Source organism: Microbacterium sp. NPDC064942, from assembly GCF_049545525.1.
GTDB lineage: Bacteria > Actinomycetota > Actinomycetes > Actinomycetales > Microbacteriaceae > Microbacterium > Microbacterium gawkjiense.
The window spans coordinates 133,938-149,878 of record NZ_JBMWDR010000003.1 but is presented as its reverse complement, the minus strand read 5'-3'; the positions used below and the strand labels follow the sequence as shown (position 1 = coordinate 149,878).

Annotated in this window: 18 protein-coding genes and 1 pseudogene; 3 read left to right on the top strand and 16 right to left on the bottom strand. The window is 68.2% G+C overall.

Annotated features, from left to right (window positions below):
- Nucleotides 1-64: 64 nt before the first annotated feature.
- The 14 genes and pseudogenes from ACPEH2_RS07060 to ACPEH2_RS06995 form a co-directional block, all read right to left on the bottom strand.
- A complete protein-coding gene (locus tag ACPEH2_RS07060) occupies nt 65-745 on the bottom strand; it encodes a M23 family metallopeptidase (protein WP_359919059.1) in 681 nt (226 codons plus the stop codon).
- A gap of 196 nt (nt 746-941) precedes the next feature.
- Nucleotides 942-1,367, bottom strand: coding sequence for a M23 family metallopeptidase (locus tag ACPEH2_RS07055; protein WP_359919058.1), 426 nt, complete (start codon nt 1,365-1,367; stop codon nt 942-944).
- Between the two features lie 46 nt (nt 1,368-1,413).
- Entirely contained in the window at nt 1,414-2,151 is a 738-nt protein-coding gene (locus ACPEH2_RS07050; protein ID WP_359919056.1) for a hypothetical protein, read from the bottom strand.
- Between the two features lie 191 nt (nt 2,152-2,342).
- A complete protein-coding gene (gene lnt, locus ACPEH2_RS07045; RefSeq protein WP_359919054.1) occupies nt 2,343-3,959 on the bottom strand; it encodes an apolipoprotein N-acyltransferase in 1,617 nt (538 codons plus the stop codon).
- A gap of 3 nt (nt 3,960-3,962) precedes the next feature.
- Complete coding sequence (locus ACPEH2_RS07040) at nt 3,963-4,901, bottom strand: cytochrome c oxidase assembly protein (RefSeq protein ID WP_359919052.1); 939 nt, start codon at nt 4,899-4,901, stop codon at nt 3,963-3,965.
- On the bottom strand, nt 4,898-6,592 hold the full coding sequence (gene resB / locus ACPEH2_RS07035; protein ID WP_359919050.1) for a cytochrome c biogenesis protein ResB: 1,695 nt from the start codon (nt 6,590-6,592) through the stop codon (nt 4,898-4,900). The genes ACPEH2_RS07040 and resB overlap by 4 nt, the downstream gene beginning before the upstream one ends.
- On the bottom strand, nt 6,573-7,340 hold the full coding sequence (locus ACPEH2_RS07030) for a cytochrome c biogenesis CcdA family protein (RefSeq protein ID WP_359919048.1): 768 nt from the start codon (nt 7,338-7,340) through the stop codon (nt 6,573-6,575). Before ACPEH2_RS07030 ends, resB begins: the two co-directional genes overlap by 20 nt.
- A complete protein-coding gene (locus ACPEH2_RS07025) occupies nt 7,337-7,939 on the bottom strand; it encodes a TlpA family protein disulfide reductase (protein ID WP_359919047.1) in 603 nt (200 codons plus the stop codon). The genes ACPEH2_RS07030 and ACPEH2_RS07025 overlap by 4 nt, the downstream gene beginning before the upstream one ends.
- Nucleotides 7,936-8,271: pseudogene (locus ACPEH2_RS07020) on the bottom strand (DUF6804 family protein). Before ACPEH2_RS07020 ends, ACPEH2_RS07025 begins: the two are co-directional and overlap by 4 nt.
- Nucleotides 8,268-8,819 carry a signal peptidase II gene (locus tag ACPEH2_RS07015; protein WP_359919045.1) on the bottom strand — a complete coding sequence of 184 codons (552 nt, stop codon included), beginning with the start codon at nt 8,817-8,819 and terminating at the stop codon, nt 8,268-8,270. Before ACPEH2_RS07015 ends, ACPEH2_RS07020 begins: the two are co-directional and overlap by 4 nt.
- Complete coding sequence (locus ACPEH2_RS07010; protein WP_423718516.1) at nt 8,809-9,546, bottom strand: copper resistance CopC family protein; 738 nt, start codon at nt 9,544-9,546, stop codon at nt 8,809-8,811. Before ACPEH2_RS07010 ends, ACPEH2_RS07015 begins: the two co-directional genes overlap by 11 nt.
- A 13-nt stretch (nt 9,547-9,559) precedes the next feature.
- The gene (locus ACPEH2_RS07005) at nt 9,560-10,552 is read right to left on the bottom strand and encodes a flavin-containing monooxygenase (RefSeq protein WP_359919041.1); all 993 of its coding nucleotides are present in this window, start codon (nt 10,550-10,552) and stop codon (nt 9,560-9,562) included.
- Nucleotides 10,553-10,578: 26 nt separating this feature from the next.
- Nucleotides 10,579-11,247 carry a DsbA family protein gene (locus tag ACPEH2_RS07000; protein ID WP_359919040.1) on the bottom strand — a complete coding sequence of 223 codons (669 nt, stop codon included), beginning with the start codon at nt 11,245-11,247 and terminating at the stop codon, nt 10,579-10,581.
- 90 nt (nt 11,248-11,337) lie between these two features.
- Nucleotides 11,338-11,790 (bottom strand): hypothetical protein, encoded by a 453-nt coding sequence (locus ACPEH2_RS06995; RefSeq protein ID WP_359919038.1) that lies wholly within the window; start codon nt 11,788-11,790, stop codon nt 11,338-11,340.
- Nucleotides 11,791-12,079: 289 nt separating this feature from the next.
- Here ACPEH2_RS06995 and ACPEH2_RS06990 point away from each other — a divergent pair, with 289 nt between their 5' ends.
- The 3 genes from ACPEH2_RS06990 (at nt 12,080) to ACPEH2_RS06980 (ending at nt 14,123) form a co-directional block, all read left to right on the top strand.
- Nucleotides 12,080-12,235: a hypothetical protein gene (locus ACPEH2_RS06990; protein WP_359919037.1), complete on the top strand. Its 156-nt coding sequence runs from the start codon at nt 12,080-12,082 to the stop codon at nt 12,233-12,235.
- Between the two features lie 551 nt (nt 12,236-12,786).
- Nucleotides 12,787-13,128, top strand: a complete 342-nt coding sequence (locus ACPEH2_RS06985) for an ArsR/SmtB family transcription factor (RefSeq protein WP_311860790.1) — start codon at nt 12,787-12,789, stop codon at nt 13,126-13,128.
- Nucleotides 13,129-13,154: 26 nt separating this feature from the next.
- A complete protein-coding gene (locus ACPEH2_RS06980; RefSeq protein ID WP_359919035.1) occupies nt 13,155-14,123 on the top strand; it encodes an SRPBCC family protein in 969 nt (322 codons plus the stop codon).
- Nucleotides 14,124-14,171: 48 nt separating this feature from the next.
- Here the strand turns inward: ACPEH2_RS06980 and sufU are convergent, their stop codons facing one another.
- Together sufU and ACPEH2_RS06970 are read right to left on the bottom strand one after the other, a co-directional pair.
- On the bottom strand, nt 14,172-14,633 hold the full coding sequence (gene sufU / locus ACPEH2_RS06975; RefSeq protein ID WP_217529033.1) for a Fe-S cluster assembly sulfur transfer protein SufU: 462 nt from the start codon (nt 14,631-14,633) through the stop codon (nt 14,172-14,174).
- Nucleotides 14,630-15,925, bottom strand: a complete 1,296-nt coding sequence (locus tag ACPEH2_RS06970; protein WP_359919033.1) for an aminotransferase class V-fold PLP-dependent enzyme — start codon at nt 15,923-15,925, stop codon at nt 14,630-14,632. The genes sufU and ACPEH2_RS06970 overlap by 4 nt, the downstream gene beginning before the upstream one ends.
- Between the last annotated feature and the right edge of the window lie 16 nt (nt 15,926-15,941).

The window sequence follows — 15,941 nt, the reverse complement described above, 5'->3', positions numbered from 1 at the left end:
TCGTCTGTACGGTCAGGGGGTTGGCGCGAGCATCGTTGCGCGGCGGATGCGTTCGGGACATGTGTCAGCCCGCGTTCGCTTCCAGCCAGGTCAGCGAGTCGACGGCGGTGCCGTCGAGATACACCTCGAAGTGCAGATGATTTGCGGTGGAGCGGCCCGTGCTACCGACAAGCCCGACCAGCTGCCCGGCCGTCACGCTCTGCCCGACGCTGACCTGCCGGCTGCCTGTTTGCATGTGGGGGTACACCGTGCTCACCTGCTGCCCGTTCAGGACGGATTCCACCACGACGGTGACCCCGTATCCGCCGTAGCTGTCCTGTGAGATCCGCACCACACCGTCGAGAGACGCGTAGACGGGGGTTCCGCCGGCGGCGACCATGTCGGTGCCCATATGTGCACCGCCTCGGTCCCCGAACCGGTCGGTCACGGTGAACGGGCCGCCGACCGGCCAGCGCACGATTCCACTACCAGGGGGCACCATGCTGTAGTCGAACGGCATCGAGGCAACCTGCGCAGCTCGCGCACGCTCTGCAGCCGCTTCTGCCGCCTTCTTCTGGTCGATCTCCTCCTGGGTGGTGGCCGCGTAGCTCTCCCGGGTGAGCTGCATCGCGGTCGCGTCGGAGGCGACAATCAGAGATTGCGCGTCATCGGACGCGACTTGCTGCAGCGTCGGGACCTCGATGTCTGCGGGCTGCCAGGCAGCGTACGCGGGGAGGGCGAAGGTGGCGATCAGACCGGTTACCACCGCAAGAGCCGCGAGGGACCGGAGCGACCCCAGCGCGATCGCCCCGCGGCGAGCAGACATCACGGCGGGCACGCGCCGCCTGGGGTGGGCTGCGCTGGCGGGGAAGGAGGTGACGGCGCGGCGAAGGCTGCGGCGCGTCTGGGGCTGGTCGCCAGCTGAGGTGCTCTGTTCAGTCATGATGTCCCTTCATTTCGGGTCAGATGGACACGCCGCGGGCGGCGAGGAAGGAAATGGGGTTGACCGGGGAGCCGCCCACGTAGGCCTCGAAGTGCAGGTTGCAGCCGAACGCGTTGCCGGTGTTTCCTTCGCTGCCGATCAGGTCGCCGGCGTTCACGCGTTGGCCGTATCCGACGTAGAAGCCGCCGTTGCGGATATGGGCGTATCCAGTGCCGATCCCGCCGCCGTGGTCGATCTTGATGTAGTTGCCGTAGCCGCCGTTGTACCCGGCGTAGACGACGGTGCCCGCCGCGGCCGCGTAAATCCCGGCGCTGCAGGCGCCGCTCAGATCGACGCCATAGTGGTAGCTGGTCGAGCAGTACCCGTTGCCGCACTGTGAGCTGCGCGGCCCGAATCCCGAAGTGCGGTTCCCGGATGTTGGCCGTGCCCACCCGGAACTGACCACACCGCCTCCGCCGCCTGAGGCCGCGAGCCGCTCGGCCTCGGCCCGCTCAGCCGCATCGCCGCTGCTCCTCGGCGATGCGGGCAGCTTCCACTCCGGCCTGATAATCGGCGATGGTCTTCGCGGTGGCGTCCTCGAGGGCGGCGAGCTGGGCCTGCAACTCGCCGAGGTGGAGGGTTTGCGCGTCCAACGCCGCCTGTGCGGCATCGGCGGCTTGCTGCGCTTCGAGCATCTTCTGTTCAGCGACGCGTTGCAGTCGGTCTCGTTCGTCTCGGGCGACCACTGCCTGATCGGTCAGGCTCTGCGCGGCGTCCCGTGCTGTGATCGCGACGGCATACACCGCCTGGTTGCGCTCGAGCAGCTTGTCCATCACGCCCAACCTGGAGAGGAGGTCGTCCGCGGTGGCCGCTGAGCCGGAGAAGAACAGCTCCAGCGAAGTGGTGTCGCCGCCGTCTCGGTACAGTTGCGCGGCGACGCGGCCGGCCTTGTTCGCAGCGTCGGTCGCGTTCTGCGCTTCCGTGTCGGCTTGGGACTGCAGCGCGTCCGCCCGGATGGATGCGTCGAAGTACTTCTGCTGAGCGGTGTAGAACGCGCCCGCGGCCTGCTCGGCGATCGTGCGGGTGCGTGTCACCTCACCGGTCAGGCTTTGAATGAGACCCTGGATCCGCTGGACTTCGGCGGCTTTGGTTGCTTCGTTCGCTTTCGCGGCCTGCACGTCCTCCCAAGACGGATAGGTCGCCGCGAACGCGGCCGGCAACAACGGACCGGCCACCAGCACGCCGACCACACTCGCCGTCCCCGCGGTCAGCAGAACACGTCGGCTTACACCAGCCCGCAAGGCGCGGCTCTCCGCGGGCGTAGGCGCGCACCCGCATCCCTCAGCCATCCGTTCACCAGGGATCGTGGGATCGCTGCCGGTCACCAGCGTTCGGAGCGGCAGGGTATGTGGATGTCTGGCAGCCCTCGCTCGTGACGTGTTCATAGGCGCCGCGCCTGGTCAGTCGGACGAGCATGACCGCCCGCACGCGTGCGGGCACGGTGGGAGACTCCCGCCGCGGCGAGCCCCCCTGCGGCGGCGAGCACGATGAGACCGGTGAGCCCGGGGCCGAGGACCACGGCGGGGGTAAGTCCGGTGCGCAACGGGACGGTGCTGATCGACCCGCCAGCAGTGTTGACGGCGATGCTGTCGACGGTGGTGCCGTCAGGGGCGATCACCTGGCTGGTGCCCACCGTCGAGACGTTGACGACGGCGCGCCCGGTTTCGATCGCGCGCATCCGGGCGAACGCGAGTTGCTGCAGGTTCTCGTCGGTCCCACGGAAGTCGGCGTTGTTGGTTTGGAACACGAACACCTCCGCACCGGAGCGGGCGCCATCCCAGATCACGGTGTCGTAGATGACGTCGAAGCAGATCGCCAACCCCACCCCGACGTCTCCGACCTGCACGATGGGCGGGTTGGTGCCTGGGGTGTACTCGCGTTGGATCAGTCCGACCAGGTCGGGGACGATCAGCTTGTAGAACCAACGGTCGGGCACGTACTCTCCGAATGGAACCGGGTTGACCTTGTCATGCCACTGCCGGTCGACGGGATTTGCTGTCCACAGCAGCGAGGTGTTGAAGACCTGATTGCCGCGGGTGGTGGCGGCGTTCATCAGCAGCGGAGCACCGGTCGAGCGCACGACCCGGTCCAACGTCTCGGCGGCTGCCGGATCGCTGAGCGGGTCAGCGTCGACGCCGCCTTCCGGCCACGCCAGCAGGTCCATCGGCTGCCCGTACAGAGGGCGCGTCGCGGCGGTCTGCGCGGCGAGGACGTCCCCGGGCGACTTGTCGTCGAAGTATCCGGTCGGCCCGTTGCCCTGCACCCATCCGACCCGGAATTCTCCGGCCGAGGTGGTGGGAAACTGCGGGGCGATGACCAGGAGGACCGCGACGACCCCAGTGGGGAGGATTCCCTTGTGGAACCGGATCCCGCCGGCGCGGAGCCACTGCACAACAGCCGCGCAGACCGCGACGATCAGGAAGGAGAGCCCAGTGACACCCGTCCACGACGCGACCTCAGCGATCGGGCCGCCGACCTGGGTCATCCCGAGCCGCGCCCACGGGAACCCGGAGTATGGCCACGTTCCCATCATCACCTCGCGAGCCGCCCACAATCCCGCGACCAACAGAGGCACAGCGGCAAGCTGCATACCGCTACGGGATCGGTGGCGGGCGGTCCACCGATAGGCGAGGGTGATCGGCACAGCACCCACCCCGAACAGGACGGCCTCCAGCCCGGCGAGGGCAAGCCACGGCGTCGGGCCGAGGAACTCGCCCACCCACACCAGGTGAGTCGTGTAGAACACGGCGCCGAAGATGGTGCCGACCAGCAGGGCACCGCCGATGCGGCGGCCAATCAGGGTCAGCAGAGCAACAGTGACACTCATGAATGTCAGCGGCCACCACCCAGCCGGGGGGGGCGCGAGATCCAGCAGGAACCCGGCCGCCGCGGCCGCGGGCACCGCCACCCAAAGCGGCAGCGACCACGAGGCCGCCTGGCGCTGCGACGCCGGCACCGGCGCGGCGACGGAGGCGGGTGTTGGCAGAGTGGCACGCATGGGTCAGGTGTCCTTCTGGTGGAGCCGGCTGAGGTAGTCGTTGTAGGCGTCGAGCTCGGGATCTCCGTGGGCGTCGGCACGGCGGTCGGCGGCGACGGCCTGGGCGGTGTCGTCACGGAACCAGCGGTGCATCACGTAGATGAGCATCAGCAGGGTGGGAGCCTCGCCGTACGACCAAGCCAGCCCGCCGGCGAGACGCTGGTCTTCGATCGAGTCGATGCCCAGTGCACTCGTCGGACCGGCGAACCCTTGCACGAGGGTGTTGGCGGCCATCATCAGGAACACACCGAAAAAGGCATGCAGTGCGGCTTCGGTGAACACGTCCAGGGCGCGGCCGCCGTGGCTCATCCGCACCGGCAGCGGGTCCGAGGACAGGATCGGGATCGTGAACAGCATCCCGCCGACCAGGAACCCCACCTCGAGGAGGGTGTGGCCGGTGACGGTCGCGAGGATTGGGTCGGCGAAATTCGCCAGGTAGAGGCCGTAGAACGCGAACAGATACAGCGGCACCGCCAGCCACGGGCTGAGTAGCCACCGTCCCGTGCGGCTGCGCAGCCCGGCATGCGCGACGCGGAGTAGTAGGAGGCCGGGGCCGTGGTGCGGGGTGGCGCGCAGCAGCAGGGTGCCGGGGGAGCCGAGGACCAGCAGCGGAGGGATTGCCATCATGAGAGTGAGCTGCTGGAACATGAACACCGAGAACAACGCGTAACCGTAGTTCTCCACGGCCAGACCGGTGACGGCCGCGAGGACGACGCAACCCAGCAGGAAGCTGCTCGTCCGCCAGATCGGCCATCGGCGGCCGCGCACCCACATGCGAATCGCGCCGGCCAGGTAAGCGACCGCGAGGAGCCCTGCCAGAATCGGCAGCAGCGGGGCCGGCAGCGGCGCTGGGGTGAGGAAGCCGCCGAAAGTCGGCGGGGCGTCCGGGATCCACACGGTCACGGTGTGCCCTTCGCCGGCGGCTCGACGCCGAGGGACTGCGCGTGGCGGGTGGCGAGCTCGTCGACGGCGCGCGCCAGGGTGGGGTCTTCACCCCGGGCGAGGCCGGCGTATTCGACGTGCACACCGTCCGGGGTGGTGCGGGCTTTCACCCAGAGCCGGCGGCGGGGCACGAACAGGCCGGCGAATAGGCCGAGGGTGGCGAGCACGGAGAACGCAAGTACCCAGCCGCTGCTGGGGTCGTGTTGGATCTGCAGCGACGCGAACCGCTTGACCGGCTCCTCTGTCGTGACCTCCTCCCAGGTGATGGTGCCCCACCCGTTCGGCAGGTCGACGGTGGCGCCCGGGGTGAGCTCGAGCGAGTCAGCGGCGGTCTCGCCGCCGGTGTGCTGGGTGAGCCCGTCGACCTCGAGCGTGTACACCGACCTGGGGGTGCCATCGTCGATGCCGAGATCGCCGCTGAACACGTTGAGGGTCATCACGGGGTTGACCACGTCGGGGTAGACGGAGGTGAACGCGCCGGAGGGCAGCACCCCCTGGGTGGGGTAGGAGAACCCGACCAGCCCGACCTGTTCGGGCAGACCATCCGGAACCTTGATGATCCCGAGCGAGGTCATGTTGGAGTCCTGCGGCAGGAACGGCTGCGATTCGCTGTACACGACCTGGCCGGCGGCGTCGCGGATCGTGAGGGTGGGGGCGTAGCCGTTGCCGAGCAGGTAGATTCGGTCACCTTCGACGGTGACCGGGTAGTTCACAATCACACTTTGCGACCGGTCGTCTTCACCGGGCTGCCGAATAGTGACGTCGGCGGAGAAGTCGCCGGCCTGGCCTGCGCCGGGGGTGCCGGGCAGTCGGTAGGAGACCTGGAAGTCGTCGAGGGTGAGCGAGTAGGGGGCAAGGCCGGTCCCATCGATGAACCGGCCAGGGTTGAACGAGGAGTAGTCGCTGAGCGCGTTCACGAATGTGGTGCCCTCCACCACCACCCGCTGCCCGGTGTATGCGAATGACCCGCCGATCGCCACCGACACCAGCACGCCGATAAGGGCGACGTGGAAGATCAGGTTGCCGGTCTCCCGCAGGTAGCCGCGCTCGGCCGACACCGACGCAGCGCCGCGGGCGTCGTAGCGTTCCACCCGGTACCCGGACTTCCGCAGCTGCTCAGCGGCGACGGCAACCGCTTGCGCGGCCGCGTCGGGCTGCGCGGCCCTTACCGGGATGGTGAACTCCCGGTACTCGGATAGGCGTGATAGCCGCGATGGGGTGCGCGGCGGGCGGGTGCGGAGCGCCTTGTAGTGATGTTTCGCGCGCGGGATGACGCAGCCGATCAGGGAGGTGAACAGCAGCAGGTAGATCGCGGAGAACCACGGCGACAGGTACACGTCGAACAGCCCGACCGCGTCCGCCAGCGGAAACACGTCGGGGTTGTTCCGCTCCCATTGGATGACGCCGTTGGGGTCGGCGCTGCGTTGCGGGAACAGCGACCCGGGCACGGCGGCGATGGCGAGGAACAGGAGCAACACCAGCGCGGTGCGCATGCTCGTCAGTTGCCGCCACGCCCACCGCAACCAGCCCGTGATGCCGAGTGCCGGCTGGGTGATCTCGGTTGCGGCGTCGACGTCAGTGTCGGCGTGGTCGCCGGGCCGCAGCGGGTCGGCTGTGACGTCGGCGCCGGTGTCAGAGTGGGAGGGGGACATTGATCACCACCTGTTGCAGCTGCGACATCAGCACCGTCCACAGTCCCGTCACCATCAGCAGGCCGAGGGCGATGAGCATGGCCCCGCCGATGATGTTCAGTGCCCGGATGTGGCGGCGCAGGAACGTGACCGATCGGGACGCCCAGCCCCACCCGGCCGCGAGGATCAGGAACGGGATACCCAGGCCCAGCGAGTACGCCAGCCCGAGCAGGCCGGCGCGGGCGGGGTCGCCGAGGTTCCACGACATCGAGATGATCGCCGCGAGCGTCGGGCCGATGCACGGAGTCCAGCCGACGCCGAGCGCGAACCCCAGAAGCGGCGCCCTGATCAGCCCGGCCCTGCCCTGGGCGCGGGGGCGGAGGGTGCGCTGCGCGATGCCGAAGAAGCCGAGGAACACGAGCCCCAGGGCGATGATGATGATCCCGAACACCCGGGTGAGGATGCCTGCGTATTGCAGCAGCAGGTATCCGAAGGTGCCCCCGAGGATCGTGACGGCGACGAAGACGACCGTGAACCCGGCGATGAATAACGTCACGCCCAGCAGCAGCCGGGCGCGCTCCGCAGTGGCGGTGCGCCCGCCGTTCACGGTGGGGGATGTTGTCGTGGTGGTGGTGCTGCCGAGGTAGCCGAGGTAACCGGGCACCAGCGGGAGAACGCACGGGGACACGAAGGAGACCAGCCCGGCGAGGATCGCGACCGGGATCGCGACCCACAGGGCGCCGTCGACGATGACCGCTCCCGGGTTCACGAGGTGTCCTCGGCGAGGGTGTCGGCGACCAGGGTGGACAGGATCGATGCGCTGGCCAATTGCCCGATGATCCGCGCGGCGACCCGCCCTTCCTGGTCGATGACCAGGGTGGTGGGGGTGGCCTGGATTGGGGTGACCTGCGCGAATGCGAGTTTCACTTTGCCGTCGTTCACGTCGATCACGCTCGGGTAGGTGACGTTGTTATCGCGGGCAAAAGACAGTGCGGTCGCGGGCTGGTCGTAGGTGTTGACCCCGAGGAACGCGACACCCTGCTTCTGGTACTCCTGCCAGACCTCCTCGAGCAGAGGCGCCTCGACGATGCATGGCCCGCAGGCGGCGTACCAGAAGTTCACCACCAGCACCCCGCCGCGGTAGTCGTCGCTGGAGACCGCCTCGCCGGTCTCGGTGACGCCTTCGAACACCACCGGCTCTCCACGATCGGCATCCGGGATCTCGACGATCTGGAAGTCGCCGGCGATGTAGCCTTTCTGGCTTCCGTCCCGGTACTGCTGCGCGAGCGAGTCGCTAGATCCGCACCCGGCGAGCAGCCCAGCAACAAGCAAGACCGAGGCGGTGGCGATCAGAGCGCGGTGGTTCATGGTCGCTTGACCTTGATCAGTGCGCCGGCCACCAGGAACACGACCGCGGCGACCGGTTGCGCGGCCGTCCACACCGGGCCGGTGAACGGAAACGGGAACACCGGGTTCCAGATCACCACGATCGCTGCGAACACCGGCACCCACCACCACTGCCACGCCTGGATTGCGAATCAACCGACGACTACCGCCAAGATCGCGGCGACGAACAGCACCAGCGTGAACCAGTCCCCACCCATCAGCGCCGGTGCAAGGAACAACACCGCGGCCGCGAGCAGCCCCGGGGCGAATGCGTTGCGCTGATACACGGACGGGGTGCGCTGCTTAGCCATCATGAACCGTTCACCGCCGATCCCGCCGCCGGCGACGGTCCGCGGGCCATCCCGGCATCCGCTGTGTTCGTGCGGGCGCGCCGGTGTCGGATCCAGATGTACAGTCCGAGCACGATCACGCCAGCGCCGAGGGCGACATCGGCGAGGTTTCCGATGAAGAGGTTCCCGTAGGCGAGGAAGTCGGTGACGTGCCCGACCCCGAAGCCAGGCGGGGAGAACAGCCGGTCGATCACGTTCCCGACCGCGCCGCCCAGGATCAGCCCGATCCCCACCGCCCACCATCCCGTCCGTGCCCGCGCCGCGGCGACGATCAGCACCATCACGGCGCCGACGCCGAGGAGAGTGAGTAGCCCCGTGAACCCGGCGCCAAGAGAGAGGATTGCGCCCGGGTTGAACGCGAGCTGCAGCCCGAGCAGATCTCCCAGCAGCGGGATGCGCTCGTCCTGGCTCAACCCGCTGAGTGCGGCCGCTTTCGTCGCCTGATCAACCAAGACCACCACACCGGCGGCCAGGCAGGCGATGGCGAATCGTCGGGACTGCTCACGATTCATCGGCCAGACCGTCCTTCCCCGTGTCGCCATCTCCGCCGCTCTGGCCGGACGCAGCAGCTGTGGCTGCTCTGTCGCGGCGGCGGCGCTCTCGAGCCACCATGAGTACGACGATCAGAGCGCCGCCGAGCACGATCACACCGCTCACGACCGCGAGGACGGGTAGAAGCTCCCCACCTCCGGAGGGACCGTTGTGAACCTCACCGGGAGTAGTGGCCTCTGTGGTCGTAGACGGTGCGGGTGTCTGTTCCTCGGTCGCTTCGGGGGTGAGGGTACTGGTGGGCACCGCTACGGCCTCGACGGTGTATCGGTACTCGTTGCTGATCGGGTGCCCGTCGCTGGAGACGACCCGCCACCGCACCGTGAACACCCCGGCCTGACCCGGCTGGACAGCCTGGGTGACGGTTGTCCCGTCGATGATCGGTTCTCCGGACGCGAGGTTCTGCCCGTCCGCGGTGACGACCTCGATGATCACCGCGCTGAAATCGGTGAGGATCTCACCGCTGAACGTCAGCGAGATCTCCTCCGGGACCACGCTGATCGTCGAACCGGCTTCGGGGGAGGACGAGACGATTTCATCGTGCGCGGCCGCGGGAGCTGCGCCGGCGTACAGCAGACCGGCGGTCAGCAGCAGCGCCGCCAGGCTGGACAGCAAGGGGAAGGGTCGACGGCTCCTGGGGGTGGGCGATCGGCGCCGGGATGCGCGGTCGGCAACGTGTACTGCGGTCATGGTCTAGGTCCTTTCAGGGCCGGTTGATGATGTGCTGGGCGATCGTTGTCGCGTCCTTGGAGACCCCTGCGATGGTGTCGGCGCCGCGGCCGCCGTACTGCGGCATTCCTGCCACGAACAACCCGGGAAGCCCGGTCATGGTGCGCCGGGGCCGCTCGGTGCGGGCCGTTTCCGGCAACCAGTGATCACCAGGGTCATATCCGGTGGCGAGGATCACCGACCCCGGTGACGTCTGAGCACCATCGACGAAAGTCACCGCGGCGCCGTCCGCGGTCGCCACAGCCGGTGCAATCGTGACCCCCGCGCGACGCAGCTGCTCATAACTGTCGCCGAACACCGGCTCGGGGCGTCTCTCGCGAGACAGCCAGGACACGCTTTCACCGGCCGCAGCGGGGTAGCTCACCGCCGGGCGGTGCCGCCGCGAAGTGCGGGTGGACAGGGTGACGGTGTGCGAGGCGGACAGCTCACGGGCCAGCTGCACACCACTGTTACCCCCGCCAACGATGAGCACGTCCCCGGCAGGGATCTGCCCTGGGTACAGGTACTCGCTGCTGTGCAGCACGACACCAGGCACACGCAGCCAACTCGCCCACTCCGGGAACCGAGGGTGCGCGGCCGCGCCGGTCGCGCACACCACGTTGCGGGTCTGCACCTCGCCCGCCGTCGTCGACAGCAGCAGCGTCGAACCGTTCCCACGATGCTCCACCCCCGTGGCTCGGACACCCCACACCGTCTCCACACCAAGCCCGGCTTCCACATACGTGAGGTAGTCCACCATCTCGTCCGCCCGTGGATGCCGGCGCTGATCACCCAGCAGCCGGCGCGGAGACAACGCACTATGTCGAGCGTCGCTGAGCAACTCCATCGAATGCCACCGCGACGCCCAGGAACGCTGACCCATCGCGGCGGCATCGATCACCACGAACTCGTGCTGTGGCCGGAGCCCTTCCGCGCTCAACGCCGCAGCGACCGCCATCCCGGCCTGCCCGGCGCCGACGATGATCACCCGCCGATGCGACAACCCCGCCCGCATCACTGGCCACCGCTCACCGCGGCCTGGATGAGGTTCTCGAGGTCGTCCCACTCCTGCAACTCCGCGAGCTCCCCGTCGACGAAGAACGTCGGAGTACTGCTCACCCCGAGAGCGCGACCTTCCTCGAAGTCCAGGTCGACACGCTCACTCGTTGACGGGTCTGCTACAGCGGCGTCGTAAGTGGCCATATCCAGGCCGAGCTCCTCCGCGAAGCCGCGGAACAAGTCGGCTCGAGACTCCTGCGCCTCACCCCACTCCGCCTGTGAGTCGAACAAGCGGTGGTACATGTCCTCGAACCGGTCTTGCTGCGCAGCGGCTTCCGCCGCGATCGCGGCGTTCTTCGAATTGAAATGACCCGGAAGAGGGAAATAGCGGACCACATAGGTGATCTCCCCGGCGAACTGCTCCCGCAGATCTTCCACGATCGGGTAGAACGACCCACATGCCTCGCACTCGAAATCCAGGAACTCCACCACCGTGACCGCGCCCTCACCTCCGTCATCGAGGACGTGCGAGTTCTCCCGCACCAGCTGCGCCGACGGGGAGCCGTCCCCGGACGAGGGCGGAGCGGCTTGGTTCTGATTGACAAGGACATAGATCAACGCGGCCGCAACCAGCACCACCACAACGGCAATGGTGGCGAGAGTCGCCTTTACAGGGGTTTTCATCGGGTACTCCAAACCAGGACACGGCACAGGACAGAACCCGGGCATACAGCCCGGGACGAAGCACCACCTCACGGGGTGGCGTGCCAGATATCAGGTTCGGGAAAGACCCAGTTGCGTCAACCAGAAAACGATCGGATGCGCGCGCGCCGCCGAAGCAGGGAGCAGCGAAGGCATTCGTGGAGCTTCACCGAGAACAGGCGGCATCCGCCGACGCCATAGTCTCCGCAACACCACCATGAACGTGAGGCCGCACAGCACACCGAACACACACAACGCCGCACCGACAAGTGCGTTCGATCCCGACCAGGAGCCATCAGCGACTGCTTCATGCGCGGCCGCGACATCCGCTACAGGCTCCACATGCGGGTCCATCAGCCCGGACACCACGAGAGGAACGGGCGCAGCCCCATCCAGCTCCGTATGGGCTGTTGCCGCCAGACCAAGCATCAGCAGCAACGCCAAACCGACGCTAGTAATGAGCCTCATTATCAACAACTGCTCATTCAGCGTCACGAATTGTGAGTTCCGGGCCGAAGAGACCATCTCTAACAGCCTACAGTGCACACCCAAACGCACTCAGAAGGCCTCACGCCCTGCGTCGCGGTTTTGCACGAAGGGTCCGTTCCCACACCCGCCGGGGAGCCCGTCGTCTGTCCCCTCCAACCCGACGGCAACCCGAAGAGGGCCCTGGATCACCACGGCGTGATCTTTCGCCTGATGGAACAGCAGACATCCTTCGGATTCTTTGACTATCAGCGCGACTCGCAAGGCAGCTAGCTCGCATTCGATCCGATCCCCTGACGATGTCCCGACTCGACGACAGAATGCGCGTATGACCACAACCACCGAGACGACGGCGCAGACTGTCCCCGCGCTGACCGCGGCGGCGCGCCAGACGCGTGTGATCGGAGCTGGCGTCGCGCATGACCACCAGGAACCGGTCGGTTTTCAACGAGTCACGATCAGCGACCTTGAGGTGCACCCGTGAGAGTCGGGCGCTGCGACGTCGCGTACTCGTGGAAGCTGCCGGACGGGTTGCCTGATGTTGTCGGGATGGAGGCCCGGCAGCGCCGACTGGTAGTAGCTCCGCGGGTCCTGCGAGTGGAACATTGGGCTAAGCATGACTCGCCTGGGGCGCTGCACGTGTTCATCGACGGCATGCGGGTGCGGGTCGATGGAACACTCGGCGGCGACAAAGGACTCGGGTTCAGCGACGAGCCCGACAGGTGGGGCGAACTCGTACGCCACACAGATGAGCTTCCCGGGTGGGCCCGCCCCTACCTCGATGCTGCACGCGCCTGGGAAACAGCGCGCGGCAACTCACAACCACCCCGACTACACCTGATCTGACGAGTGTGTCTGACGGCCGCGATCCGTGATCCACACCGGTACGCAGACGGCGGCCCTGCGTGTGTCATTGCATTTAGTGCAATGGGGAAGTCGGCTAGTGCAACGAAAAGGCCTCTAGTGCAACGAGAACGCGTTCCCGACACCGCCGCCCCTCGACGCCCGGCATCCGCTGCCTTAACGTACAACCAAATGGTTGCACAAACGGAGCTCAGCGATGATCGGATCGACCGCGTCTTCCACGCGCTCGCGACCGCGACGCGGCGCGACATCCTGCGCCGCACTCTCGAGCGCGAGCAGTCCATCTCCGCACTCGCGGCCGACTACGACATGTCGTTCGCGGCGGTCCAGAAGCACATCGCGGTGCTCGAGGCGGCCGAGCTGGTCGTCAAGCGCGCGGAAGGCCGCGAGCGACTCGTCCGAGCGGACCCCGCGATGATCGCCCGCGCCCGCGCGCTCCTCGCGCAGTACGAAGACCTCTGGCGCGCACGCATCGACCGCCTCGATGCGTTGCTCGCCGAACCCGAGAACTGACCGACCGTCCACCGAAGGAGAAGGACATGCCCGTCACCGACATCACCACCGACACCGAGAACCTCACGATGACGCTCACCGCCGACGTCGACGCCCCCGTCGACCGGCTGTGGCGCGCGTTCACCCAGCCGCGTCAGCTCGAGCGGTTCTGGGGCCCTCCCGGCTGGCCGGCGACCTTCACCGACTTCGACTTCACGGTCGGCGGTCACGCCCGGTACGCGATGACGAGCCCGCAGGGCGAGAAGTCCCGGGGCACGTGGGAGTTCCTCGCCATCGACGAGGGTCGCAGCTTCGAGGTGCTCGACGCGTTCGCCGACGAGGACGGACAGCCGATCGCCGAGTTCCCGTCGATGCGGATGGTCTTCTCGTTCGCCGAGACCGCCGGCGGTTCGCGCCTCTCGAACGTCACGTACTTCACCTCCGCCGAGGCCCTCGAACAGGTCGTCGCGATGGGCGCCGTCGAAGGGTCCCGCATGGCGATGGATCAGCTCGACACGGTGCTCCACGGCCTACGCGAGTGGTTCCAGGGCAAGGGCACGAACGTCGAGCTCCTCGACGACACCCACGTGCGCATCACGCGCCTCGTCGAGGGCCCCCGCGATCTCGTGTGGCGTGCCCACCACGATCCGGAACTCCTGAAGAAGTGGATGCTGGGCCCCGACGGCTGGTCGATGGTCGAATGCGTCGTCGGCGACACCTACCGGTACGTGTGGGAGGAGCGCGGAAACCCCGAGAGCCGCTTCGGCTTCGAGGGCGAGACCCTCCTCTACGACGAACCCCGCCGCTCGGTCAGCACGGAGAAGATGATCGGCATGGACGGCCCGTCGACCACCAACGACCTGCAGTTCTACGAGGAGGACGGCGCCACCCTGCTGACGCTCCTCATCGAGTACCCCGACAAGGAGACGCGCGACATGATCCTCGCCACCGGCATGGCCGACGGCATGGAGACCTCGTACGCCCGCCTCGAGCGCGAGGTGCTGCAGGCGGCCTGACCGGGTGCGCAACGGCGCGCCGCGGGGCGCGCCGCGGCATCGTCAGGCTCAGGCGCGGGCGAGGGCGTCCTCGAGCGCGACCCACGCGAGCATCGCGCACTTCACGCGCGCCGAGAACTTCGAGACCCCCGAGAGCGCCGCCGCGTCCGCGAAGGTCTCCTCGTCGAGCGGGATCGCGCCGCGTGAGCGCAGCGCCTCGCGGAAGCCGTCGATCAGCTTCACGGCATCCTCCCGCGGCAGTCCGTCGTCGCCGCCGTCCTCCTCGATCAGCGCCGCGAGCATCGAGGCGGACGCCTGCGAGATCGAGCAGCCCGACCCCTCCCAGGACAGGTCGGTGATGCGCTCGCCCGCGTCGTCGACGCGCACGCGCAGCGTGATGTCGTCGCCGCACATCGGGTTGTGCTGGTGCGAGCTCGCCGTCCGCCCCTCCTCGGGGGACAGACCGCGCCCGTGCGGGTGCTTCGAGTGATCCAGGATGAGCTCCTGGTACAGCGAGTCGAGACCGTTCATGCGTCCACTCCGAAGTAGGAACGGATGCCGCTCACGGCATCCACCAGCGCATCGACGTCGTCGTCGGTGTTGTACAGCGAGGCCGACGCCCGGACGGACGCCGTCACCCCGAACCGCTTGTGCAGCGGCGCGGCGCAATGGTGCCCGACGCGCACGGCGATCCCCTGCGCGTCGAGGAACTGACCGGCATCGTGCGCGTGCACGCCGTCGACCGTGAAACTCCACAGGCCCACGCGCTCGGCGCCCTCGGCGTCTCCGAGCAGGCGGACGCCGGGGATGTCGACGAGCCCTTCGCGCATCCGCGCGGCCAGGCGCACCTCGTGCGCGTGCACGGCGGCCATGCCCGCATCTTCGAGGTACGACACCGCGGCGGCGAGTCCGATCGCGGGACCGATCGGCTGGGTCCCCGCCTCGAACCGCTGCGGCGGCGGCAGGTACCCCGCCTCGTCGAGCGTGACGGTCGTGATCATCGACCCGCCGGTCAGGAACGGGGGCAGCGCCTCGAGCACGTCGCTGCGGCCGTAGAGACCGCCGACGCCGTAGGGGCCGAGCATCTTGTGCCCGCTGAAGACCGCGAGGTCCACCCCGAGCGCGGGCAGGTCGAGCCGCATGTGCGGAGCGGACTGGCACGCGTCGAGCACCGTCAGCGCGCCGACCTCCCGCGCGAGTGCGACGAGCTCGGCGACGGGGTTCACGATCCCGAGCACGTTCGACACGTGCGAGAACGCCACGATCCGGGTGCGCTCGCCGATGATCTGCGCCGCGGCATCCAGGTCGAGGCGGCCGTCGTCGTGCACGGGGATGTGGCGCAGCACGGCGCCGGTGCGCGCGGCGAGCTCCTGCCATGGGATGAGGTTCGCGTGGTGCTCCGCCTCGGTCGCGACGATCTCGTCGCCGGGCTGCAGCGCGAACCGAGCGGATGCCGGTGCCCCCCGCCCGAGCGTCGCGTTGCCGATCGCGTACGCCACGAGGTTCAGTCCCATCGTCGCGCCGCTCGTCCACACGAGCTGCTCCTCGCGGGCGCCGACGAAGCGCGCGACCGTGGCCCGGGCATCCTCGAACAGGTCCGTCGCCTCGGCGGCGAGGGTGTGGGCGCCGCGGTGCACGGCCGCGTTGCTGCGGGTGAGGAAGTCGTACTCGGCCTGCAGCACCTGACGCGGCTTCTGGCTCGTCGCACCGGAGTCGAGGTAGACGAGCGGGTGCCCGTTCACCTCCTGCTGCAGGATCGGGAAGTCCGCGCGCAGCCGGGCAGCGTCGAGCGTCGCGGTCTCGGACAGGGCGGGAGAAGTCACCCCTCTAGGCTACGCC